The following is a 23,865-nucleotide window of genomic DNA, read 5'->3' on the forward strand; positions in this document are numbered from 1 at the left end:
CGGCTGGAGCATTCCCGGGAGAGCTTCTGCCGAGCATGGCTCGGCACTACAAATGCCAAACATTGCCGAGCATGGCTCGGCACTACAGGGCTTAGTCCTTGGTGACGCGGTTGATCTCGGCCAGGCTGGTAATGCCCTGCGCCGCCTTCACCAATGCCGATTGCCGCAGGTCATTGACGCCGATCTTCTGCGCAGCTTCAGCAATATCCATCGCATTGCCGCCCTGCAGAACGATCGCCGCAATGTCGTCGGTCATCGGCATCACCTGGTAGATACCGGTACGACCCTTGTAGCCTTCGGTGCACTCCTCGCAGCCGACCGGCTCATGGAGATTTATACCCTTGGCGATCTGCTCGGCGGTAAAGCCTTCGGCCAGCAGCGCGTTCTCCGGCAACTGCTGCGGACGCTTGCAGTTGCTGCACAGGCGCCGCGCCAGACGCTGGGCGATCACCAAGGTCACCGACGAGGTGATGTTGTAGGGCGCGATGCCCATGTTCATCAGGCGCGCGATGGTCTGCGGCGCATCGTTGGTATGCAGCGTGGACAGCACCATGTGGCCGGTCTGTGCGGCCTTGATCGCGATTTCGGCGGTCTCAAGGTCACGGATTTCGCCGACCATGATGATGTCCGGATCCTGTCGCAGGAACGAACGCAGCGCCGCCGCGAAGGTCATGCCACGCTTGTTGTTCTGCTGCACCTGGTTCACGCCAGGCAGGCGGATTTCAACCGGATCCTCGGCGGTGGAGATATTGCGGGTGTCGTCGTTGAGGATGCCCAACGCGGTATACAGCGACACCGTCTTACCCGAACCGGTGGGGCCGGTGACCAGCACCATGCCGTAAGGCTTGTGGATGGCATCCAGAAACAGCTTCTGCTGATCCGGCTCGTAACCCAGCTTGTCGATACCGAGCTTGGCAGCGCTGCCGTCGAGGATACGCAGCACGATCTTTTCACCGAACAAGGTCGGCAAGGTACTTACACGGAAGTCGATCTGCTTGGTCTTGGACAGATTGAGCTTGATGCGCCCGTCCTGCGGCACGCGTTTCTCGGCGATGTCCAACTGCGACATCACCTTCAGACGCGCGGCGATGCGCTGGTTCAACTTGACCGGTGCCTTGGCTACGGTCTTGAGCAGGCCATCGATACGAAAACGTACCCGGTAGTCATCTTCATAGGGCTCGAAGTGAATATCCGAGGCTCCCTTGCGGATCGCGTCCACCAGGGCCTTGTTGACGAATTTGACGACCGGCGTGTCATCACCCTTGGCATCGACTCCGGTGTCGCCAGCGCCCCCCATGTCCTCATCGCCGGCAGCGATATCCAGGTCGCCCATGCCTTCATCGTCGCCACCAAGTCCTTCTCCCAGCGACTCGTTGCTGGCCAACCAAAGACCCAAGGTACGTCGGATCTGCTCCTCATCGACCAGAATAGGCTCGACCACCAGGTTGGTCTGGAACTTGATCTCATCCAGCTGCTGGGTCGGGTTGCTGGTGCCGATGAAGAGCTTGCCGCCACGCTTGAACAGCGGCAACACATGATGCTTGCGCAGCAACTCCTCGCTGACCAGCTTGATCGCATTCTGGTTGGGATCGAACACCGACACGTCCAGCAACGGCATACCGAACTCCATCGCATTGGCAGCGGCCATATGCGAGGCACTCACCAGCTTCTTGTCAGCCAGCCACTGCGCCAACGGCACCTTGGCCTCACCCGCCTGGGCCATGGCGGTGCGAGCCACCGATTCTTCCAGCGCCCCGTCCTGGACCAGACGGCGGGCAATCCCGGTGATGCCAACCAGATTGGCGGTGACAGCAGTGTTCATGGTTTCCCCTGGACCGGATGGCAGCTTGACGATTGTACGCAACGCTGCAACCCATGTAGAGCCGAGCCATGCTTAGCCCGGATACTTTAACTCACCAAGCGTGACTAAAACTTCGCCCAAGCTGAGCAGTTAGCAAACCCACTCCAACAAAAGACCATAGCGGAAGCCTGCAGATGCGCAAAATTTACATCCCTTATCGGCACTTGAACCTCGGTAATTGCATCACCGTCAAGCCTGCTGGACGAACGCGCGCAAACTCACTTTCGTACTGTCCAATCACCTCGGGAATGCTAGTTCGAAGCAACCCTTGCTCCTCAGGCGTGAGGCAAGAAAAACCGTCCAGAGGAATTTGAACCCCTATCCAGGCAGATCTAACACGCATCGATAGAATCGAAGAAGATTGACCGCGATCAGCACAAGTTATACATGGACCGACCGCCCCAACTCAATCAATCACACCTTCAAAATGCAATTGTCATTCGACATAAACAACCACCCAACATCCTGCAGAACAGCAGCGCCACAGAAAAACCAAAATTACCCAGCATTATCGTTCTGATTGAAAGGAAGCGCGTATTGCCTAATCAGATGACCCTTCCCCACACCAGCAACTCCCAATTGAACATTGCAGGGACCAGGACAAAAATAGGTCCCAAAAATCCGATCAAAAACAGAGAATACTGTCGCAAAATTCTTTCCAACCCCCTCCCCATCCAAAACATGATGCCAACGATGCATTGCGGGGGAAACAAAGATCCAACCAAAACGACCAAAGGTCCATGGCCTATCAATGTGAATGAACGAACCATAATAGTGCCGCACGAATGAGTTTATCGCCACAGCCCACCACGGAAACCCAACAAACGCGAGAACGCAGCCATCAATAATTACAGTTGTCAAACGATTAACTGGATGAAAACGATAGATAGTGGTCCAATTCATTTGTTGATCACTATGGTGCATGACATGCGCCCTCCAGAACCAGCCCACATGCTCAAGCCTGTGCCGCCAGTAGGACACAAAATCGCCAACAAAAATCACAGCGACTACACATAAAAGCGCTTGCCCACCACCCGCTGGAACACGCTGGGATAGCTTGAGACCGAACGGCTCCACCATATCGACAACCGACGCCAGCAGAAGTGATAGCGGCCCGAGGACAAGCACCGTGTCAACGGCAAAAACAACTACATTGAACCGGACGGATTCGCCATACCCCCCAAAAAACAAACCCCGCAAACACTTTCTATTTACCCATAACGCCAAACAAAAAACTACCAGAGCTAGCGCCAGCATTCCTAAAGCCGCATCAATTACAATACTGGAGTACCAAGGCCAACTCATTATCCGACCATCCGAATTCAACAAAAAACCAGAGCGGAAATCCGGCCCTGGCCTGCAAGTTCAAACGAATTCAAGGCGATGAAAGCGCGCAGTTGCCCGTATTCATGTCACAAACAACAGATTTCGCGCCCGGCGCATGAGGTGCCCCAGTGACCGCCACACCTATGACCGTAGCATTGTCGGCGGCCGAACAAGCCCTTTTGGGCGCAGCACTCGGCGTATCACCATTATGCAGGGTCGCTAGCGCAAAACTCGCATAGCTTTTCATTTCCGCCAAACATGAACCTTCTGCAGATTTCACCCTGTAATTGTTATACGCCGGAAGCGCTATAGCCACCAAGATCGCGATAATGGCAACCACAATCATTAGCTCAATCAACGTAAATCCACGCTGCTCCCTGCACATCTCGCCCCCTTAAAAAGCAGCACAGCACCTGAAGAAAACCCCGCCGCAGCGGGGTTCTCAGTAACTACAACCCAGTCTTACGGGGTTGCTGCAGCAGCCGGAGGATCGCAGGCTGCGGTGTCGTTGTAGCAAGTAATAGTTTTTTCACCCGGATCCTTCGGAGTAAAAATAGTGGTTTCACCCACGTCAGTATTGTCGAGCTTGTCTGCGGCTGCCGGAGTTACGCAAGCCTTGGCTGAAGGTGCCGGAACTTCGGCAGCCGGGAATCCACCCTGAATAGCGGCCACAGCCGAATTCATGTAAGCCTTGGCTTCAGCAAGGCAAGCGCCTTCAGCCGACTTCACGCGGTAGTTGTTGTAAGCCGGCAGAGCGATAGCTGCCAGGATGGCAATGATCGCAACCACGATCATCAATTCGATCAGGGTAAAGCCCTGTTGCTTCTTCATGAGTACATCCCCTAGAGGTTTGGATTGTGAACATGGTTGCAGACATATGCCTGCGCGCATGGGGTTACAAAGCAGATTGCGTGCCAACTTCCCAGCAGCCCCCTGCTCCCCACGGACAATGATGGCAGCATCGCCAAAGAAAGGAAGCCCCGCTCGCTCGTTTCAGGAACAGCACCACAAGGTGACTCAGTGCGTCACTTTGTGACGCAATTCCACAAAGCTACCTGGCAAGCAAGCCCCCCCCCTTGTTCCAAAGTCACGTGGAGCGGCGTTGTCGCAGCAAAGCGCCGCCACTTCAGACCCATGGGGATCCAACAGCCTCCAATCCGCCCGGATAGCGTCCATTGCAGGCTCAGCACCGGAAAGGTGACTACGATGTGACCTACCCCTCCAAAAAAGCTTGCTCCCAGACTGTGCCTACAGCCGTTTGACGAGCTACCATGCCGATGTTGTCTGGCCTGGGGATGGCTGGACGGGGAGAGAAAATGGCCGTTACCCGCAACGCGATCAATAAAGAGCAGGCTGGACGCAACACCAGCCAGATGCTGCCGTTCGTCTGGGAGGGAACAGACAAGCGCGGCGTGAAGATGAAAGGCGAGCAGGACGCCAAGAATGCGAACCTGTTGAAGGCCGAGCTGCGCCGCCTGGGCATCACCCCAACCGTGGTCAAGCCCAAGCCCAAGCCCCTGTTCGGGGCCGCAGGCAAGCCTGTCAAACCAAAGGACATCGCGTTCTTCAGTCGCCAGATGGCGACCATGATGAAGTCCGGCGTACCCATTGTCAGCGCACTGGAGATCATCGGCAGCGGCCACAAGAACCCGCGCATGGCCAAACTGGTGGGCACTATCCGGGCTGATCTGGAGGGCGGCTCATCGCTGTACGAAGCGATCAGCAAGCACCCGGTGCAGTTTGATGAGCTGTATCGGAACCTGGTCCGCGCTGGCGAAGGTGCCGGCGTCCTGGAAACCGTACTGGAGACGATTGCCAACTACCAGGAGAACCTGGAGTCACTGAAAGGCAAGATCAAGAAGGCGCTGTTCTACCCAGCAATGGTGGTCGCTGTGGCCATTCTGGTCAGCTCGGTCTTGCTCATCTGGGTCGTCCCCCAGTTCGAGGACATTTTCAAAAGCTTCGGAACCGATCTACCCGTGTTCACCCAGATGATCGTGGCGGCTTCCCGCCTGATGGTGAAGTGGTGGTGGGCGCTGCTACTACTCGCGGTCGGTACTATTGGGGGGATCACCTACCTTTACAAACGATCTCCTCAGATGCAGCACACACTGGATCGCTTGATCCTGAAAGTGCCGGTGATCGGTCAGATCATGCACAACAGTGCCATTGCCCGCTTTGCCCGCACGACTGCCGTTACCTTCAAGGCTGGCGTACCGCTGGTGGAAGCACTGGGCATTGTAGCTGGCGCCACCGGCAACAAGACCTATGAAGAAGCCGTATTGCGGATGCGTGACGATGTATCGGTCGGCTACCCGGTCAACATGGCGATGAAGCAGGTGAACTTGTTCCCGCATATGGTGGTGCAGATGACAGCCATCGGCGAAGAAGCTGGCGCCCTGGACACTATGCTGTTCAAGGTGGCCGAGTACTTCGAGCAGGAGGTCAACAATTCAGTGGACGCCCTGAGCAGCCTGTTGGAACCCCTGATCATGGTCTTCATTGGCACCGTTGTTGGCGGCATGGTCATCGGCATGTACCTGCCAATCTTCAAGCTCGCATCTGTTGTTGGATAATTAGCAAATGGCATTTCTCGACCAGCATCCCGGCCTCGGCTACCCCGCCGCGGCCGGACTGGGACTGCTGATCGGCAGCTTCCTCAATGTGGTGATCCTGCGCCTGCCCAAGCGCATGGAGTGGCAGTGGAAGCGCGATGCGCGCGAAATCCTCGAACAGCCTGACATCTATGAGCCGCCACCGCCCGGCATCGTGGTCGAGCCTTCGCACTGCCCGCACTGCAAGCACAAGCTCAGCTGGTACGAGAACATCCCGCTGTTCAGCTGGCTGATCCAACGCGGCAAGTGTCGCCATTGCCAAGCACCCATCTCCATCCAGTACCCGATCGTGGAGCTGGTCACCGCGTTAATGGTGCTGGCCAGTGTCTGGCAGTTCGGCTTCGGCTGGCAGGGCTTTGGCGCTATAGTGCTGAGCTGCTTCCTGGTAACGCTATCCGGCATCGACCTGCGCACGCAGCTGCTACCCGACCAGCTCACCATTCCATTGATGTGGCTGGGCCTGATCGGCAGCATGGACAACCTCTACATGCCCACCAAGCCCGCACTGATAGGCGCCGCGCTTGGCTACCTGTCGTTGTGGACAGTCTGGTGGCTGTACAAGCAGATTACCGGCAAGGAAGGCATGGGCCATGGCGACTTCAAGTTGCTTGCAGCGCTGGGGGCCTGGTGTGGCTTCAAGGGCATCCTGCCAATCATCCTGTTGTCGTCGCTGGTTGGCGCCATCATTGGCTCGATCTGGCTGTACACGCGCGGCCGCGACCGCGCCACGCCCATCCCCTTCGGCCCCTACCTGGCCATCGCCGGCTGGCTGGTCTTCATGTGGGGCGACCAGATGATAGGCGGCTACATGCGACTGGCAGGCTTTCAGCAATAAGCGATCGCAAGCGACAATGGCCCTTCAAGGGCCATTGTTGTTTTGGAGTAATCGCATGAGCAGCTTCATCGTCGGACTGACCGGCGGCATCGCCTCGGGCAAGAGTGAAGTCAGCCGGCGCTTCGAGGCACTGGGCATCACCGTCGCAGATGCGGATATCGCAGCGCGCGAGGTGGTGGCGATCGGCAGCCCCGGGCTTGCGGCGATTGCCGAGCTGTTTGGTGTCGAGGTCCTGCAGGCCGATGGCAGCCTGGATCGAGCCCATCTGCGCCAGCGCGTTTTCGCCAACCCCGACGAACGCCGCGCGCTTGAAGCCATCACCCATCCCGCCATCCGTGCCCGCGTGCGCGGCATTTGTGAGGCGGCCACCAGCCCTTATGCGATTGCCGCCATCCCTCTGCTCACTGAGGCCGGCGGCCGAGCAACCTATCCGTGGCTGCAACGTGTCCTGGTGGTCGACGCGCCGGAGGAGGTGCAACATGCACGTCTGCTCAGCCGCGACAACATCGATGCTGCGCTGGCCGAACGCATGATCCAGGCGCAGGCCAGCCGCGCGCAGCGCTTGGCATTGGCTGACGATGTGATCGTCAATGACGGTCATCCGGATGCGTTGCAGGCGCATATCGAAATACTAGATGCCCTGTATAAAAAGATATCCACTGAAACCATTCACCCGAATTGACCACTAGGTTCTGACAGGACGGGAAGCTAGCACCCACCCCTCCACAAAACCGGCATCACTCAGAACTGCCTCAACTCTACCCCCAGCAGATGCAAAATCCGCCAAAGACATACGCATAAGAAGTAAACGCCACTCTGATTGATGGTGTTAGCATTCAATCGAGCAAATGGCTCAAAGGAGTTTTTTATGAACAGGAAGATCTTTGCCCCCGCATTCCTTTTTCTCTCGCTAATCAGTGCAAGTGTCTTCGCACAGAATGCACCGCAGCCAAAGCCATCCCCCACCCCATCCCCATCACCCTTCCCGCCTAATAACAGCCCTAAACTGCCAACAAACAATGATCGAATCATAGTTATCGATGGCAAAAATCCTTTCAGCGAGCCATGCCGAAAGGAAGACGGGTGCACTATTCCATATGTTCGTTACGAGAAGAGATAACTACGGCAGCGCGGCGAAAGCCGCGCTGTTTTCCAATCCGCTTTGTGCAAGCCTAGTCAGGAACTAATCCGAAATCATGTATCCCCAGCAGTAGTCGTCAACACTAGTCACATGCGAAGAGCTGCATGCTCGACTGGCACAAGGTGATCGCCTGTATGAGCCCCAAGCGGGAGCACTACTACAACGCTGCAATGGAATATTGGAATCACAAGCCTCAATACCGAAGCAAACAACGACCTGCGCTTCACCGCGTCTTAACAAGCAAAGACCCAAGTCTTTGAATATCTCAACATCGACCACAATAAAACCAAATCTCACTCCCTCTGGCTTGGCTAAGCCAGGAGCTACACGATTTAGCTATTTTTTCCTTAGATAGATACCCAAGGTTCAGGGGCAAAATTAGATCTGCTCCGGTGCAAATGTCAGCGTAGCGATCACGCCGCGCTCTTTACCAGGACGAATACTCACCTGCCAGCCGTAGAGCGCGCAAAGTCGGCTGACAATGGACAAGCCGATACCGCCGCCCTGCGAATGCCCAGCATGGGTACCGCGATAGCCGCGCTGGAACAGGCTGGCAGCATCTTTCTCGCTCAGGCCAGGCCCGTTATCGATCACTTCCACGGCATTGCTGCTCACCCGCACCAGCACCCTGCCTTCCTGGGAATACTTGACGGCATTCCCGATCAGATTGCCCAGCGCCACAGACAGCGCCGACTCTGGCGCGTTGACCACCAACTCGCGCGATCCCTCCAGTACCAGTTCCAGCGGCTTGCCGCCAAGCTGAGCCCGATGCGATTCCAGCAATTGCTCTGCGACCCTTGCGACGTTGCTGCTGCCTTGGGCCCGCTCGTTGCGCGACAACAGCAGCAAGGAACCAATCAAGTCACTGCACTGCTGCTCTGCACGCTGGATCCGTTGCAGACGTTGCAACACTTTTTCGTCCAGATTGGGCCGCGCCAACAGCAGTTCGGTAGCCCCACGGATCACTGCAAGTGGGGTGCGCAGTTCGTGACTCACGTCAGCATTGAACTCGCGGTCACGCTGTACTACCTCAGTCAGACGTTCGGAGTAATCATCCAGCGCCTCCGCTAACTGGCCAACTTCGTCATCAGGAAAACGCGGCGCCAAAGGCTCAGGGTGCTTGGTACCACCGCGATAGGCGCGCAACCGTGCGGCCAGATCAGACACAGGGCGCATGACGCGAGAAGCCGACCACCAGCCCAGCACCAGACTCAACACTGTGAAAAGCACGACTGCGATAAGCAACAAGCGTAGCAACTGGCCCGTCGCCTCCGCTGCATCCGATACGTCATACCGAATCAGACTGGTAAACGGGGTACCCTTGGGATCGACACCCTTGCTTATCGCGACCTTGTAGACGTGCCAGCTGCCATCTGGTGCTTGCTGCCGAATATCATGTATGCCGTCACTCAGGTCGCGGTACAAAGGGTCAACCTTGTAAGCGTTTTCAGGGCTCCAGGTGCGGGCGTCGAACATCAGAAAGAACGGCGACTCACCTGGATTGGTCTCCACCTGAGAAACCAGATTACTGACCTCGCGCTGCAATGTCCGCTCAATCAATTGATTCTCAACACGGGCACGTAAATTCCACGCAGCCACGGCGAACAACGCCGTCAGGCAAAAGCCCAACAGCACAAACGAGACGATGATGCGGCTGCGCAGGCGGCGGCGGTACCGCCCCCGCTTGCGCACAGGCTCAGGTAATGCTGATTCAGGCATCGGGTGCGGAGATACGGTAACCAATGCCGTGACGGGTCTGGATCATTGGTACTTCAAACGGCTTGTCGACCACCGCGCGCAGGCCATGGATATGCACGCGCAGCGAATCCGAATCCGGTAGCTCCTCACCCCAGACACGGGTTTCAAGTTCCTGACGGGTAACCACCGCCGGTGATGCTTCCATCAAGGCCTGCAGGATCTTCAGCGCGGTCGGGTTGAGCTGCAGCAGCTTGCCTTGGCGGCGCACTTCCAGCGTATCGAGGTTGTATTCCAGATCCCCCACCTCCAGCACACGGGTGTGCGCACCCTTGCCGCGTCGCGACAACGCGTTGAGCCGCACTTCAACTTCCTGCAGCGCGAACGGCTTGATCAGGTAGTCATCTGCACCGGAATCGAAGCCTGCCAGCTTGTTGTCCAACGAGTCACGCGCGGTAAGCATCAGCACCGGCGTCTGCTTGCGCGCATCGTTGCGCAGCTTGCGGCAGACTTCGATGCCGTCCATGCCTGGCAGGTTCAGATCCAGCACGATCGCATCGAACTCGTGCACCACGGCCAGATGCAGGCCGGTCACGCCATCGGCGGCGAAGTCCACCGTATGACCACGATCCTCGAGATAGTCCCCAAGGTTGGCAGCGATGTCGCTGTTGTCTTCGATTACGAGAATTCTCACTAGTCCGCCCTTAGTTCACTTGCGGCTTCGACAAATCGCGCTGATTAGCCTGAAGCAATTCAAAGGATTGTTCCCTGAGCCGACGCCTCTCGGCTACAGTCAAGCACTGTGATGTTGCGCGGTGGGAGCCGACGGTTTTTTCACGACGGCAAACAAGGCGACTATCATCACGCGCTTTGGTCAGTACAGCATTGACCAGTTCCTGGTCGTTGAACAACTGGACCTTATCGGCTTCATTCAGCTTTGCAATCTCAGCATCGCCCGCGAGCAACGCTTCCATCCGCTGCAGTGCCGAATCGACCTTGCTGCGATCTTCCCTGGAAATTTCAGCGTAATCATCTCCCATCAGATCCTGCCTGATCTTCTGAGCCTGCGCCGCGAAAGACGCCTGTACGTCGATGCTTTTTTCTACTTTGATATCGGACGCACCCGCTGAGAAGGACTGCACCAGACACGCCAGAATAACGAGACTCCTGATCTTCACAAAAGCTCCTTGCAGTAGAGAAAAGAAAAAGGGCGGAACCTGACCAAGCCACCAAGGCCATTCTCCAAGCATATAGAGCAAACACCCCAGACCGCCACTAAAAAACAAGGCCCCGACGGAAACCGCCAGGGCCTTAAAAAATTCCCGATCACCGGACCCACTGAGGAGGGCTGGGTACAGTGGAAACAGGCTAGGGCCAGCCGGATTAAAGGCTTGTTAAAACCATGCAAAGAAATCGCATCCCGACGGTCAGCGCTTGAGGCTGGTCACGTATTCGATCATGCGCCCGGCGATATCGTCCCCTGAGACCCCCTCGATGCCCTCCAGACCCGGGGTCGAATTGACCTCCAGCACCAGGGGCCCACGCTTGGAGCGGATCAGGTCGACGCCGGCAATGCCCAACCCCAGTGCCTTGGCCGAACGAATCGCCACCTGCTGCTCGGCCTTGCTGCAGACCACCCGCTCGGCAACGCCACCGGCATGAAGGTTGGAGCGGAAGTCCCCTTCCTGCGCCTGGCGGCGCATGGTCGCCACCACCTGGTCGCCCACCACCAGGCAACGCAGGTCCGCGCCCTGGGCCTCGGCGATGAATTCCTGCACCAGGAAGTTGGCGTACAACCCTCGCAAGGCCTCGACGGTGCCCTTGGAGGCACTGAGCTTCTCGGTGAGGATCACCCCCCGGCCCTGCGTGCCTTCGCTGAGCTTCACCACATGCGGCGGCGGCCCCAACATCGACAGCAGGTCATCGGTATCGTCCGGGTTGTCACCGAACACCGTCACCGGCATGTCGATGCCCTTGGCCGCCAGCAGCTGATGCGCGCGCAGCTTGTCGCGCGCGCGCAGGATGGCATCGGACGGATTAGGGGTACGCGCGCCCATCATCTCGAACTGGCGCAGCACCGCCGTGCCGTAGCGGGTGATGGAGGAACCGATGCGCGGGATCACCGCGTCTATCCCGGTCAGCGCCTTGCCCTTGTAGTGCATGCCGAAGCCACTGGAGGTGATGCGCATATAGCAGCGCAGCGGGTCGAGAATGCGCACGGTATGGCCGCGGCTGCGTGCAGCTTCGACCAGACGACGGGTCGAGTACAGCTTGGTATTACGGGAAAGAATGGCCAGTTTCATCGCGGCGGGAGTGGTCGGTAGGCGCGCAGCATATCGCGGCGTAACCGGTCCCAGATGATCTTGATCGCGCCGTTGGGAGGGCCTTCATCGACAGGTAAAGCGAGACCAGGCACCGTGCCGCACGCATCCCCCGAAAAACCGCCAGGAATGGAGCGGGCGAAGGGAATCGAACCCTCGTCAGTAGCTTGGGAAGCTACAGCTCTACCATTGAGCTACGCCCGCTTTGGCGAGGCTGAAGTCTATGCGCCACGCAGGGACAAAGCAATGTCCACGACTGCGCGTTCCCGGCTCAATAAAGCCTTATCGGACGTTTCTGCCTGCGGACCAATGCCGACGACAAGGCCGTAGCCCGGGGTAAGCGCAGCGCACCCGGGAACTCGATCCACGCGACAACACCCCCGGGTGCGCTGCGCTTACCCGGGCTACAGCGCTGTGCAAACAGCAGCCCCAACACACGCCCACACATCCCCCCAAAAAAAAGAGGCGATGCCGCAAACGCGGCACCGCCTCCCACACACAACACCTGCTTGATTGCTGCTACAGCGGCTTAGAAGCTGCCGCCAAAGCTGGCGAACACCGTCGCATCACGCGCGGACTTCTGCATCGTGGTGGTGCTCAGGCCGATATTGCTTTCCAGACCGAACAGGCTCAGACGTGCACCCAGCACCGCGGTGGCGTAGTTGCGGTCAAACTCCAGCCCCGGCACCTTGTACATGCCGACGTCCGCCATGGTCTGCAACCAGGCACTGGCCTGCTTGCCGTCCTCGAACTCATGGTCGTAGGTGACCTGCACATAGGGCTTCACGTTGCCGCCATCGAAGCGGGCCTGCCAGCCGATGCGGCCAACGGTCGAATCCAGATCCTGGTCGCCATAGCCAAACGCGGTGGCGCTGGTATTGCTTTCCACGTAGCCATCCAGCTTCACCTTCTGCCAGACCACAGCGGCCACCGGACCATGGCGGAAGCCGCCAGCCTGGCCGAATTCATAGCCGGCGTTGATGGCGGCCGTCAGGTTGCTGCCGTCCGGCGAACCCTTGTGCTCACGGGTAGCCGGGCCAAGCTGCACCTTGCGGGTGACGTCATAGCCCAGCCAGCTGTAGCTCACTTGGCCATTGACCCATGCGCGATCACCGTACCAGCCGGCGAACAGGCCCAGTGTGGTGTCGTCCTGGGTGAAGTCACCCTTGCTGTTGCCGAAATCGGCGTCCATGCGGCCGTAGCCGGCGAAGCCGCCGAGCACCATGCCGTCACGCGCCCAATCCACACCGAACAGGCCGGCCGGTGCCAGGCCATCATAGAGATCGGCATGGTCATAACGCTGCATGTCGCCGCGCACATTGCCCCACCAGCTCAGGCCATCAGCCGGACGCGAGCCCACATGCGCGCCAACCTGATCGGCACGGGCGCGACCGGTGGTCTGTGCCGAATGGCTCAGGATCTGCTGCAGACGCGGCGCCTCCAGTACCGAGATGGCGTACTGCCCGAGGATCTGATGGGCAGCCGTGGTCGGATGCACGCCATCGGCGAACACATAGGTGTTGTTGGCATTCGGCGCCACCAAGGTCAACGGCGAGCAGGTCAGCGACGAGGCCGAGGTGCAGGCCATGTTGCTGACATTGGTGAAACCATAGGTTCCCGGGTTGGCGACGATCTCCTGCAGGATGCTGAAGGTATCGACCGGGATCACCTGCAGGCCAGCCTGCTTCAACCCGCCAAACAGCGCGCTGTTGTAGGTCTTGGCCAGCGCGGTGCCCTGCGCCATGCCAACGGCGCCGCCTGCACGGGAGGCCGGGGTCAAGCCGATATCCGGCAGCGTCGGGACCATCACGTACTGGGCGCCAGCGGACTTCAGCGTGCCGACGATGCCGATCTGGTCGGCCACCGCCGCGCCGATGATGGCCTGCGCCTGCGCTGGCGCCGCCTGCACCGCAAACAGATCGTTTGCACCGCCCCACACTGTGTACAGCGCATTGGCGTCAGCCTTGCCACCGTTGGCGGCCAGGTACTTGGTCATCTGGGTTTTCATCGACGGCGTTGCACCCAGTGCGCCGACAGTGTCCACACCCACACGCGCGCCGCCAACAGCGTAGTTGTCGCCGGTCTGGCCGTTGCCGTTGGGGCTGGCATTGGTACCGTACTGGTCGGCGATATGGTCCGCCCACACCCAGCCCGGGTTGGTGGTGAAACGGCCAACCAGCGACGCGTTCGGATCCAACTGCATCAGCACCGGACGGAAGTAGCCGGTATCGGTCAGGCTGTCACCGAAGAACACCGTCTTGGAATACGGTGACTGCGCCATGGCCGGCACTGCCGCCAAGGCAATGGCAACAGCCACGGCAGCGCGCAGCGGGCGAAGGGAAAGAGACATGTTCAACTCCTGGATGGGGAAAGCGGACAGACATACGCCGCCGCACGTTGTTATGTTTTCATTACCGCGTAAGACACACACGCTGCGCCGCCGCAAACTGTCTGTCCGCTGGGCTTTTGCCGCGGCTGTGGCGAGAATGGCGGCATGAACATCCATCTGAATGGCGAACCCCGCCAGCTGCAGCCCGCTTTGACCCTGATCGAACTATTGGCCGCCGAAGGGCTGGCCGAACGCCGCGTGGCGGTCGAGATCAACGGCGACATCATTCCGCGCAGCCAGCATGCGAACCATCGGCTGCAGGACGGTGACGTGGTGGAAATCGTGCACGCGCTGGGCGGCGGCTGAAGCGCCGCAACCAGGTAGGGCCGGGCCATGCTCGGCAGGGGCGTTACCGGCGCAGCATCAAACTTGTGGGAGCGGCGCAAGCCGCGAAGCTGCCCATACACAAAGGGCGGAAAAGCCAACCCCTCCCCAGCCCTCCCCTTGCCTGCGGCAAAGGGAGGGAGCGACAGCGGCGGCTGTCGGCACCATCTGTAGAGCGCAGTCATGCTGCGTCGGGGCTTTACCGGGGATAGTCCATGCCGAGCATGGCTCGGCACTACACGTAGGCTGGATGGGTGATAATTCGGGCATGAATGCAAATGTCCCCACCGATTCGCTGGTCATCGCCGGCAAAACCTATTCATCCCGGCTGCTGACCGGCACCGGCAAGTTCAAGGATCTGGAAGAAACCCGTCTGGCTACCGAAGCCGCTGGCGCCCAGATCGTCACCGTGGCCATCCGCCGCACCAACATCGGCCAGAACCCGGGCGAGCCCAACCTGCTCGACGTGCTACCGCCGGACCGCTACGCGATCCTGCCGAATACCGCCGGCTGCTATACCGCCGAAGACGCAGTGCGCACCTGCCGCCTGGCGCGTGAGCTGCTGGATGGCCACAACCTGACCAAGCTCGAAGTACTCGGCGACCAGAAGACCCTGTACCCCGACGTGATGGCTACCCTCAAGGCTGCCGAACAACTGGTCAAGGACGGCTTCGACGTCATGGTCTACACCTCCGATGACCCGATCCTGGCCAAGCACCTGGAGGAAATCGGCTGCGCCGCGGTGATGCCGCTGGCCGCACCAATTGGTTCGGGCCTGGGCATCCAGAACAAGTACAACCTGATCGAGATCATCGAGAACGCCAAGGTGCCGATCATCGTCGATGCCGGCGTCGGCACCGCCTCGGACGCGGCCATCGCCATGGAGCTGGGCTGCGACGGCGTGTTGATGAACACCGCCATTGCCGGCGCCCGCAACCCGGTATTGATGGCCAGTGCCATGCGCAAGGCCGTGGAAGCTGGCCGCGAGGCCTTCCTCGCCGGCCGCATCCCGCGCAAGCGCTACGCCAGCGCCTCCTCTCCCGTTGATGGGCTGATCGGCTGATGACCAATCCTTTTGACAGCGCGGGCTCCAAGGCGCCGCCCAAGCCCTTCACCGTGACCGAAGGCCGCCGCGAGATCCGCAGCTTCGTACTGCGCCAGGGCCGCTTCACCCCGGCCCAGCAGCGCGCGTTCGACGACCGTTGGCCGCGCTTCGGCATCGACTTCAATGGCGAGCCGCGCGACCTGGACGCCACCTTTGGCCGCAATGCGCCCAAGGTGATGGAGATTGGCTTCGGCAACGGCGCCGCGCTGCGCTACGCCGCCCAGTTCGACACCTCCAAGGACTACATCGGCATCGAGGTGCACGCACCGGGCGTGGGTCGCCTGCTCAATGCGCTGGCCGATGACAATGCCGACAACGTCAAGCTCTACCACCACGACGCCGTGGAAGTGCTGGAGAAGGAAGTCGCCGACGGCGCGCTGGACGAGATCCGCATCTACTTCCCGGATCCCTGGCACAAGAAGCGCCATAACAAGCGCCGTCTGGTGCAGCCGGCCTTTGCTGAGTTGCTGGTGCGCAAATTGCGCGTTGGCGGCCGTCTGCATTGCGCCACCGACTGGGAAGACTACGCCGAGCAGATGTGGGACGTGCTCGACGCCACGCCCGGTCTGGTCAACCGCGCCGGCCCGCGTGGCGCGGTGCCGCGTCCGGACTGGCGTCCGCAGACCCACTTTGAGACCCGCGGGCAGAAGCTGGGCCATGGCGTCTGGGATCTGCTGTATGACAAGCCCGGCAACACGGACGCCGGCTGAGTGATGAGGACGCGATGACAGCTGCACGCTTCCATGAGATTGCCGAACACGCCTCCTGCGCAGCGTTGATGGCAGAGTGCACTGTCAAACCGTCCCAGCTCTCCTCTTTGAAGTCACTGCCCTGATGGATACCGCGCTGACGCTCACCACCGATATGAAGCTCGTACTCGGGCTGGTGGGTTTCACGATGGCGATGTTCCTGTTCGAGCGCATCCGCGCCGACGTGGTGGCCTTGGTGGTGATGGTGGTGCTGGGCGTCACCGGCCTGATTGCACCGGAAGAAATCTTCGGCGGTTTCTCCGGTAACGCGGTGATGAGCATCATCGCCACCACCATTCTCGGCGCCGGTCTGGACCGTACCGGCGCACTGAACCGGCTCGCCGGCTGGCTGCTGCGGCGTTCGCATGGACTGGAACAACGGCTGCTGTTGCTGACCAGCGCAACCGCCGGCTTGAACTCCTCGTTCATGCAGAACCCGTCGGTGATGGCGCTGTACCTGCCGGTCGCCTCGCGACTGGCCTCGCGTACCGCGCTCACGTTGAAGCGGCAGCTGCTGCCGATCTCCGCCGCCATCGTGATGGGTGGCGCGCTGACCATGGTCGGCAACTCGCCGCTGATCCTGCTCAACGACTTGCTGGTCTCGGCCAACAACAACCTGCCCTCAGGCACCGCCACCATCGAGCCGCTGCGCATGTTCGCGCCGCTGCCGATTGGCGTAGCACTGCTGATCGCCTCGCTGGCCTATTTCCGCTTCTACGGCAGCCGCAAACTGCAGGAAGAAGAAACCGAAAGCGAAGACGGCCAGGCCCCGGCCCGAACCGAAAGCTATTTCGCCAAGGCCTACGGCATTGAAGGCGATGTCTTCGAACTGCTGGTCACCGCCGAGAGTCCGCTGGTCGGCATGACCGTTGGCGAGGCTGAAAACCTCTTCGATGCCCCCTTGTTCCTTGCACTGAAAACCGGCGATGACACGCGCCTGTCGCCGCCGGCGGACATGCGCATCTGGGTCGGTAGTGCACTGGGCGTAATGGGTCCACGTCGGCAGGTCTCGGACTTCGCGCAGAACCAGTTCCTGCGCATGTCCTCGCGCCTGAAGCAGCTGGGCGACCTGTTCAATCCGGCCCGCGCCGGCATTTCTGAAGCGGTGGTGCCACCAACTTCACGCCTGATCGGCAAGACCGCGGGGCAGCTGCGCCTGCGCAAGGAACGCGGCATCAGCCTGCTGGCGATCAACCGCGACAAGCAGGTGATCCGCGAGGACGTGCGCAATACCCCGCTGCGCGCCGGCGACATGCTGGTCTTCCACAGCATCTGGCAGGACCTGGCCACTGCCGCCGAGAGCCGCGACTTCGTGGTGGTCACCGACTACCCAAAGGGCGAGCAGCGCCCACACAAGTTCAAGATCGCGATGGCGATCTTCGCACTGACCATCATCATCGCGCTCACCTCGCACCTGCCGGTGGCCCTGACCCTGCTCACCGGCGTGGCCGGCATGCTGCTGACCGGCGTGCTACGCATGGACGAGGCTTACGCAGCGATCAACTGGAAGACCATTTTCATGATGGCCGGCCTGATCCCGCTGGGCTGGGCGATGGACAGCAGTGGCGCGGCCGCCTGGATCGCCGGTCACACCATCGACAAACTGCCCGCCGGCATCCCCGTGTGGGCGCTGGAGATCGCCTTGGCGTTGTTGACCACCGCCTTCTCGCTGGTGATCAGCCATGTCGGCGCCACCATTGTCATGGTGCCGATTGCGGTGAACCTTGCGCTGGCTGCGGGCGGCAATCCCACTGCGTTCGCGCTGATCGTGGCTTTGTCGGCGTCCAACAACCTGATGACCGCGTCCAACCCGGTGATCTCGATGGCGATGGGCCCGGCCAAGTACACCCCGCGCGAGATGTGGCGGGTCGGCGGACCGCTATCGCTGCTCTACACCGTGATCGTGGTGATCATGATCAACATCATGTTCTGAAAGGCTCGGGATCCTGTAGGAGCGGCGTAAGCCGCGAAGCCAGTGCACCTGCCGGCGCTAACGGCGGAGACCCACCAGCCACCTAGCGAACAGCGGGTGTTGCCGATCAACAGACGCTATCGGCCTTGCAGCACCAATGGCTTCGCGGCTTACGACGCTCCTGCAAAAGCCGCAGCACCTGCAAAACCCGCTTGCCCAGCCCTCAGCCCAGCAACACCTTTTCATCGCTCACCAGCACCGGCACCGCGCGCAGCGAGTCACCTTTGCACGGGCCTGCGACGCAGATACCACCTTCCAGCTCGAACGAAGCACCGTGCACGGCGCAGACCAGATGTCCTTCTCGGCTCTTGAGGAACTGTCCCGGCGCCCAATCCAGGGCACGCCCGGCGTGCGGGCAGACGTTCAACCACGCCCGCACCGCATCGCCATCGCGGTACAAGACCAAGGTTTCCGCATCGCCATCGATCACCGCCACCACCGCATGAAAGCCTTGATCAGGCACGGCGGCCAGCGGACAAAGTTCGATTCCGGAAGCGATGGCGCTGGACATTGGAACACCGATACAAGTAAGACGCTTATTGTCGCATGGGCAGCCAGGGCCAAAGCGAAGCTGACTCACGGCAGTGTCGCGCCCCCTATTCAGACACCAATTAACGACAACTTCACGCAATTGGCCTGATCGCCCCTGATACTCCACAGCAGACTCAACGTCATAGAGCTTTCATGAACATCCGTTACGTCCAATTCGCCAAGCTGCGCAACCTGTTCGAGCCGCGCAAACCGCGCAATCCGTTGGTGCGCATTGCCTTGGGCCTGCTCGGCATTGCAATCCTTGCAGTGCTGGTGGTCGGTGGCGTGTTCATTGGCGCAGCGATGATCCTGGGCGGCATCGCCTGGAAGCTGTTTGCATCGCGCAAGGCCCGCGCCATGCGCAAGGCCGACCCGACCGTGGTCGACGCCGAGTACCGCGTAGTGCGCAAGGCCGCCCTGCCGCAGGCACGCTAAGCCACGCAATGTAGTGCCGAGCCATGCTCGGCAGAGGCTTTGCCGGCGATGCAGCAAGCGCCGCGATGCCACAAATGCACCAACCAGCGAAGCGCTTACCCCTCCCCAACCCTCCCCTTCGCTACGCGAAAGGGAGGGAGCAGAAGCGGTAGTGCCTAGCCATGCTCGGCAGGGGCCTTACCGGTGCCCTCAGACTGTAGGAGCGGCGTGAGCCACGAAGCCGGCACAGTTGAAACTCCCGGCATGTCGGCGATCTGATCGACCATCTGCTTCGCGGCTCACGTCGCTCCTACAAAGAAGCGCTCCCGGCGCCGGTCAAGTTGTGGGAGCGGCATAAGCCGCGAAGCCAGCACGGTTGAAACTATCGGCATACCCGCAATCTGCTCGACCATCTGCTTCGCGGCTTGTGCCGCTCCCACAAGCCGGCACTTCAGCACAGCGTTTCTGCGCAACAGAAAGCGCTTTTGTCCGCTAGACTTTTGCGTCGATTCACCTGGACGCAACCATGACTGACCTGATTCCCGCCCTGCCCCAGCCCCGCATCCCGGTCGCCGGTGGTGGCACCTTCCCGGTGCGCCGCATTTACTGCGTGGGCCGCAATTTTGCCGATCACGCTCGCGAGATGGGCGCGGCCGCGCCGGCCTCGGCCAGCGAACGCGGCCAGCCGATGTTCTTCATGAAGCCAGCCGATGCCATCGTGGTCGGCGATGCGCCCATCCCCTATCCGTCGGCCACCTCCGACCTGCACCACGAAGTGGAGCTGGTCGTGGCACTCGGCAAGGATGCGCCCGCCGGCGTGCTCGCCGTGGATCAGGCGATGGACCTGGTATTGGCCTATGGCGTCGGCCTCGACCTGACTCGCCGCGACCTGCAGGCAGCCGCCAAGGCCAAGGGCGGCCCTTGGGATATCGCCAAGGGTTTTGACCATTCCGCTCCGGTCAGCAGCCTCGTGCTGGCATCCGAGGTCGGTGATCTGTCGCCGCTGGAGCTGTCGCTGGAGATCAACGGCGAACTTCGGCAGACGTCCACGCTGGACCAGATGATCTGGAACGTCGCCGATATCCTGCACGAACTGTCCAAGCTCTACGCACTGCGCGCCGGCGATCTGGTCTTCATGGGCACCCCGGCTGGCGTCGCCGCGCTGCAAGCCGGTGATCGCTTCAGCGCACGTCTCGGAAAAATCGCACAGCGCGACGGCGTGATCGTCTGATTACATCCACTGGAGTAGTCTGCGCCAGCTCCCTTTCACGCATACCTAGGAGAAACACATGGGAATGATCAGCGAATTCAAGGAATTTGCGATGCGCGGCAACGTCATCGACCTCGCGGTTGGTGTGGTCATTGGCGGCGCGTTCGGCAAGATCGTCACCTCGCTGGTGGACAAGGTGATCATGCCGCCGATCGGCATGCTGGTCGGCAACGTCGATTTCTCCAGCCTCGCCTGGACCCTGGCACCGGCCAAGATGGGCGCCGATGGCAAGGAAATCCCTGCCGTGGTGCTGGGCTATGGCGACTTCATCAACACGCTGATCCAGTTCATCATCGTCGCCTTCGCGATCTTCATGCTGGTCAAGGTGGTCAACCGCCTGTCCCGCAAGAAGGAAGAAGCCCCGGCCGCTGCGCCGGAACCGACCGAAGAAGTGCTGCTGCTGCGCGAAATCCGCGACAGCCTCAACAAGCACTGATCGATCAACCTGCTTGCCAACAACGGCCGGGGTTCCCGGCCGTTGTCGTTTGCAGTGATCAGAAGGTCATCGTCATGGATACCTGCGGGCTGACGTAGGACGCGCTGTTGCGCCCACCCGGCAGTGATGTCTGCACGCCGAACAGCACACCAATCTGGTCGTTGATGATGTATTCCACGGCTGGCGCAATACTGAAGGCGCGGCTGCGTGAGCCATTCTGGCGCAGCGCCTTCCGCTGGCCGGTCGCATCGGCCACGCTGCCCTCAAGCACGTTGCCCGACTGCGTGCTGGCGGTCAGGTCCAGGGCAAGAGCCCAACTGCGGTTGATGCTGTACTCCAGCCCCAATGCGCCACTGACCGCCGCACCGGCAGCAAGCATGCCGCGGAAACCCTGCTCGGTGCCATACACACTCCGCCCGACCACCGAAACGCTGCCCGGCGACGGGCTCCAGGTGGTCTGCCAGCGCCAACGCAGCGGCCGTCCATTCGGCAGCCACAGCACCTGCTGCCCCAGCAACGACAGGCTGGTGCGATACACCCCGCTACCTTGGCCATTGAACGTGTTCTCACCCAATCGGTCATGCCGTCCGGTCGCCAGCGATTGACTCAGCATCACCGCCAGGGTCATCCCACCGGTCAGTGCATCACCCGCGTGCAACTGGTAGCGCAGCCGAGCCGCGCTGTCGCCAATGCGGTAGCCATCACTGTGCTGGGCGCCGTGCGCGGAGCGGCTGCCATTGAGCACCAACTCGCCCGTCAGGCGATCGGTGATGCCGCCACTGAGCAGCAGGCTGAGCAACTGGCTGCTGTCGTGTGCATCCAGCGTATGGCGATCGCCGTGATCGTCGTAGACGCCACGGGTGCGGCTGTATATCCAATACGGCTGGGCGAAAAATTCGCCCTGCGGCATCGCTGCCGGGCCCGGAGTCAGCAACGGCCCGGTGAAACGCACATCGTCCATGGAGTGGCCCTGCGCAAAACCGAGTACTGGCAGTGCCAGCACCAACAACGTCCCTGCTGTCTTGTATCGCAATCTCATCACGTGTTCCCGAGCAATCCACCAAACCGGTGGGGGTGCTCAGCCTCGCCTGCGATGCTGCATCGCAACACAAGAAAAACCCGTGCTTGTTTGTCACCGTTCCAGCTGCCTGTATCGCCTAGCGAATGTCCTCGGGGGCGGCCAGCAGGGGAACCTCCTAGCGACCACCAAGACTTCCACACATCCCAACCGGCACATTCACCTACATCCGCTCACTGTTACCCTGACTCGACAAATCACCTTGGAATTGACTATGCGTCGCCGTGCTCTTTCCCTTGCCCTTCTCCTGCTGTGCACCTCGGCCGCTGCCAACGCAGCGCCCACCCATATTCCACAGCAGGCGCTGACCAAGGCCGCCGAGTTGCGTGCACAGGCGCTGGCGGACAACACCGGCTGGCAGGTGGTGGAATCGCTGACTACCGAAGTTGGCCCGCGCATGGCTGGCAGCGAAGCCGACGCACGTGCGGTGGAATGGGCCAAGGCCAAGTTCAAGGAACTGGGCTTCGACAAGGTGTGGACCGAGCCGGTGACCTTCCCGAAGTGGGAGCGCCGCAGCGAACACGCCTCGGTACTGGGCGCACATCCGCAGCCGTTGACCATCACCGCCCTGGGCGGCAGCCCGGCCGGCACGGTGGAAGCCGAGATTGTGCGCTTTGAAGGTCTGGATGCACTGAAGGCGGCGCCGGAAGGCTCGCTGGCCGGCAAGATCGCCTATGTCGACTTCACCATGACCCGCAAGCGGGATGGCGCTGACTATGGCATCGGCGGCAGTGTCCGCAGCCGTGGCCCGTCCGAAGCGATCCGCAAGGGTGCGGTCGGCTTCATCATGCGCTCGGCTGGCACCGATTCGCATCGCATGCCGCATACCGGCATCACCCGTTACGACGAAGGCCTGACCCCGGTGCCATCGGCCGCACTGTCCGGCCCGGATGCCGACCAGCTCAATCGTCTGGTTGCGCGCGGCCCTACCCGCATCCGCATCGCGCTGGATTGCGGCTGGGATGGCAGCTATACCTCGCAGAACGTGATCGGCGAAATCACCGGCCGCAGCCTGCCCAAGGAAGTTGTGGTGATCGGCGGGCACCTGGACTCCTGGGACCTGGGCACCGGCGCCATCGATGACGGCGCCGGCGTCGGCATCACCATGGCCGCCGGCCATCTGATCGGCCAGCTCAAGCAGGCCCCCAAGCGCACCATCCGCGTCATCGCCTTCGCCAACGAAGAGCAGGGTCTGCACGGTGGCAAGGCCTATGCAGCTGCCCGCGTGGCGGCCGGCGAAATCGTGCAGCAGCACATCGCCGCCGAGAGTGACTTCGGCGCGGGCCGCATCTATGCCTTCAACACCGGCTCGGGCAATCCGGCGGAATCGCGTGAGGCCACCCGCCAGATCGGCGAAGCGCTGGCGCCGCTGGGTATCGAGTACCGCGCCAACCAAGGCGGCCCCGGCCCCGACGTAAGCCCGCTGGCCGCCAAGGGTGGCGCCTGGGCATGGTTGGCACAGGACGGAACCGATTATTTCGACCTGCACCACACCCCGGACGATACCTTGGACAAGATCGACCCGAAGGCCCTTGCGCAGAATGTGGCGGCCTACACCGTGTTTGCCTATCTGGCAGCGGAATCCGATGGCAGCTTCGGCAGCGAGGCCAAGGATGTGGTGCCGCCGCGGGAGTGACTGCCTGCCCGGTTGAGACAAGAAAGGCGCCGCAAGGCGCCTTTCTTGTTTTGGTTTCTTGTAGTGGGGGGGCGCGACGGGCCGGGGGGGGGGGGGGGGGGGGCCCAGCGGGCCCGGGGGGGGCGCCCCCGGGGGGGTGTTGTGGGGGTGGGCCGGCCGGCCGGCGG

At 60.9% G+C, this 23,865-nt stretch carries 21 protein-coding genes, 1 tRNA gene and 1 pseudogene; 11 read left to right on the top strand and 12 right to left on the bottom strand.

Features of this window, described 5'->3' with window-relative positions:
• Positions 1-91 precede the first annotated feature (91 nt).
• The 4 genes and pseudogenes from pilB to AC1VWL_RS16450 all read right to left on the bottom strand — a co-directional run bounded on the left by pilB (position 92) and on the right by AC1VWL_RS16450 (position 4,018).
• Complete coding sequence (gene pilB, locus AC1VWL_RS16435; protein ID WP_482987384.1) at positions 92-1,822, bottom strand: type IV-A pilus assembly ATPase PilB; 1,731 nt, start codon at positions 1,820-1,822, stop codon at positions 92-94.
• A 537-nt stretch (positions 1,823-2,359) separates the two neighbouring features.
• Positions 2,360-3,166, bottom strand: coding sequence for a sterol desaturase family protein (locus AC1VWL_RS16440; protein ID WP_482987385.1), 807 nt, complete (start codon positions 3,164-3,166; stop codon positions 2,360-2,362).
• 297 nt (positions 3,167-3,463) lie between these two features.
• A pseudogene (locus tag AC1VWL_RS16445) lies at positions 3,464-3,572 on the bottom strand (prepilin-type N-terminal cleavage/methylation domain-containing protein); the annotation flags it as partial.
• Between the two features lie 77 nt (positions 3,573-3,649).
• Positions 3,650-4,018 carry a prepilin-type N-terminal cleavage/methylation domain-containing protein gene (locus AC1VWL_RS16450; RefSeq protein WP_482987386.1) on the bottom strand — a complete coding sequence of 123 codons (369 nt, stop codon included), beginning with the start codon at positions 4,016-4,018 and terminating at the stop codon, positions 3,650-3,652.
• 485 nt (positions 4,019-4,503) lie between these two features.
• Here AC1VWL_RS16450 and AC1VWL_RS16455 point away from each other — a divergent pair, with 485 nt between their 5' ends.
• Genes AC1VWL_RS16455 through coaE form a run of 3 tightly spaced genes read left to right on the top strand, consistent with a single transcriptional unit; the run spans position 4,504 to position 7,319 of the window.
• Positions 4,504-5,763 (top strand): type II secretion system F family protein, encoded by a 1,260-nt coding sequence (locus tag AC1VWL_RS16455; RefSeq protein ID WP_482987396.1) that lies wholly within the window; start codon positions 4,504-4,506, stop codon positions 5,761-5,763.
• A 7-nt stretch (positions 5,764-5,770) separates the two neighbouring features.
• Positions 5,771-6,637 (top strand): prepilin peptidase, encoded by an 867-nt coding sequence (locus tag AC1VWL_RS16460; protein WP_482987387.1) that lies wholly within the window; start codon positions 5,771-5,773, stop codon positions 6,635-6,637.
• 55 nt (positions 6,638-6,692) lie between these two features.
• Complete coding sequence (gene coaE, locus AC1VWL_RS16465; protein ID WP_482987388.1) at positions 6,693-7,319, top strand: dephospho-CoA kinase; 627 nt, start codon at positions 6,693-6,695, stop codon at positions 7,317-7,319.
• Positions 7,320-8,156: 837 nt separating this feature from the next.
• Here the strand turns inward: coaE and AC1VWL_RS16470 are convergent.
• The 6 genes from AC1VWL_RS16470 to AC1VWL_RS16495 form a co-directional block, all read right to left on the bottom strand.
• Entirely contained in the window at positions 8,157-9,497 is a 1,341-nt protein-coding gene (locus AC1VWL_RS16470; protein ID WP_482987389.1) for a sensor histidine kinase, read from the bottom strand.
• On the bottom strand, positions 9,490-10,167 hold the full coding sequence (locus AC1VWL_RS16475; RefSeq protein ID WP_057629745.1) for a response regulator transcription factor: 678 nt from the start codon (positions 10,165-10,167) through the stop codon (positions 9,490-9,492). Before AC1VWL_RS16475 ends, AC1VWL_RS16470 begins: the two co-directional genes overlap by 8 nt.
• 10 nt (positions 10,168-10,177) lie before the next feature.
• On the bottom strand, positions 10,178-10,651 hold the full coding sequence (locus AC1VWL_RS16480; RefSeq protein WP_482987390.1) for a hypothetical protein: 474 nt from the start codon (positions 10,649-10,651) through the stop codon (positions 10,178-10,180).
• 249 nt (positions 10,652-10,900) lie between these two features.
• Entirely contained in the window at positions 10,901-11,776 is an 876-nt protein-coding gene (gene rimK / locus AC1VWL_RS16485) for a 30S ribosomal protein S6--L-glutamate ligase (RefSeq protein WP_282267216.1), read from the bottom strand.
• A gap of 148 nt (positions 11,777-11,924) precedes the next feature.
• Positions 11,925-11,998, bottom strand: a tRNA-Gly gene (locus tag AC1VWL_RS16490).
• Between the two features lie 325 nt (positions 11,999-12,323).
• Entirely contained in the window at positions 12,324-14,111 is a 1,788-nt protein-coding gene (locus AC1VWL_RS16495) for an autotransporter outer membrane beta-barrel domain-containing protein (RefSeq protein WP_482987397.1), read from the bottom strand.
• A 177-nt stretch (positions 14,112-14,288) separates the two neighbouring features.
• On the opposite strand from AC1VWL_RS16495, the gene thiS reads away from it, so the two are divergent.
• The 4 genes from thiS to AC1VWL_RS16515 all read left to right on the top strand — a co-directional run bounded on the left by thiS (position 14,289) and on the right by AC1VWL_RS16515 (position 18,294).
• On the top strand, positions 14,289-14,489 hold the full coding sequence (gene thiS / locus AC1VWL_RS16500; protein ID WP_481615210.1) for a sulfur carrier protein ThiS: 201 nt from the start codon (positions 14,289-14,291) through the stop codon (positions 14,487-14,489).
• A 286-nt stretch (positions 14,490-14,775) separates the two neighbouring features.
• Complete coding sequence (locus tag AC1VWL_RS16505; protein WP_482987391.1) at positions 14,776-15,570, top strand: thiazole synthase; 795 nt, start codon at positions 14,776-14,778, stop codon at positions 15,568-15,570.
• Positions 15,570-16,322 carry a tRNA (guanosine(46)-N7)-methyltransferase TrmB gene (gene trmB / locus AC1VWL_RS16510; RefSeq protein ID WP_481615209.1) on the top strand — a complete coding sequence of 251 codons (753 nt, stop codon included), beginning with the start codon at positions 15,570-15,572 and terminating at the stop codon, positions 16,320-16,322. The genes AC1VWL_RS16505 and trmB overlap by 1 nt, the downstream gene beginning before the upstream one ends.
• A 124-nt stretch (positions 16,323-16,446) precedes the next feature.
• On the top strand, positions 16,447-18,294 hold the full coding sequence (locus AC1VWL_RS16515) for an SLC13 family permease (protein WP_482987392.1): 1,848 nt from the start codon (positions 16,447-16,449) through the stop codon (positions 18,292-18,294).
• A 202-nt stretch (positions 18,295-18,496) separates the two neighbouring features.
• Here AC1VWL_RS16515 and AC1VWL_RS16520 read toward each other — a convergent pair whose 3' ends face one another.
• On the bottom strand, positions 18,497-18,844 hold the full coding sequence (locus AC1VWL_RS16520) for a Rieske (2Fe-2S) protein (RefSeq protein WP_481554187.1): 348 nt from the start codon (positions 18,842-18,844) through the stop codon (positions 18,497-18,499).
• Between the two features lie 173 nt (positions 18,845-19,017).
• Between AC1VWL_RS16520 and AC1VWL_RS16525 the strand changes: the two genes are divergently transcribed.
• The 3 genes from AC1VWL_RS16525 to mscL all read left to right on the top strand — a co-directional run bounded on the left by AC1VWL_RS16525 (position 19,018) and on the right by mscL (position 20,984).
• Positions 19,018-19,299 carry a hypothetical protein gene (locus AC1VWL_RS16525; protein WP_282272400.1) on the top strand — a complete coding sequence of 94 codons (282 nt, stop codon included), beginning with the start codon at positions 19,018-19,020 and terminating at the stop codon, positions 19,297-19,299.
• 505 nt (positions 19,300-19,804) lie between these two features.
• The gene (locus AC1VWL_RS16530; RefSeq protein ID WP_482987393.1) at positions 19,805-20,509 is read left to right on the top strand and encodes a fumarylacetoacetate hydrolase family protein; all 705 of its coding nucleotides are present in this window, start codon (positions 19,805-19,807) and stop codon (positions 20,507-20,509) included.
• 58 nt (positions 20,510-20,567) lie between these two features.
• The gene (gene mscL, locus AC1VWL_RS16535; RefSeq protein WP_282273057.1) at positions 20,568-20,984 is read left to right on the top strand and encodes a large-conductance mechanosensitive channel protein MscL; all 417 of its coding nucleotides are present in this window, start codon (positions 20,568-20,570) and stop codon (positions 20,982-20,984) included.
• A 58-nt stretch (positions 20,985-21,042) separates the two neighbouring features.
• Here the strand turns inward: mscL and AC1VWL_RS16540 are convergent, their stop codons facing one another.
• Positions 21,043-22,023 (bottom strand): hypothetical protein, encoded by a 981-nt coding sequence (locus AC1VWL_RS16540; RefSeq protein ID WP_482987394.1) that lies wholly within the window; start codon positions 22,021-22,023, stop codon positions 21,043-21,045.
• 253 nt (positions 22,024-22,276) lie between these two features.
• On the opposite strand from AC1VWL_RS16540, the gene AC1VWL_RS16545 reads away from it, so the two are divergent.
• Complete coding sequence (locus AC1VWL_RS16545) at positions 22,277-23,698, top strand: M28 family peptidase (RefSeq protein ID WP_482987395.1); 1,422 nt, start codon at positions 22,277-22,279, stop codon at positions 23,696-23,698.
• Positions 23,699-23,865: the final 167 nt, after the last annotated feature.

It is taken from the genome of Stenotrophomonas sp. STEN063 (assembly GCF_056854515.1).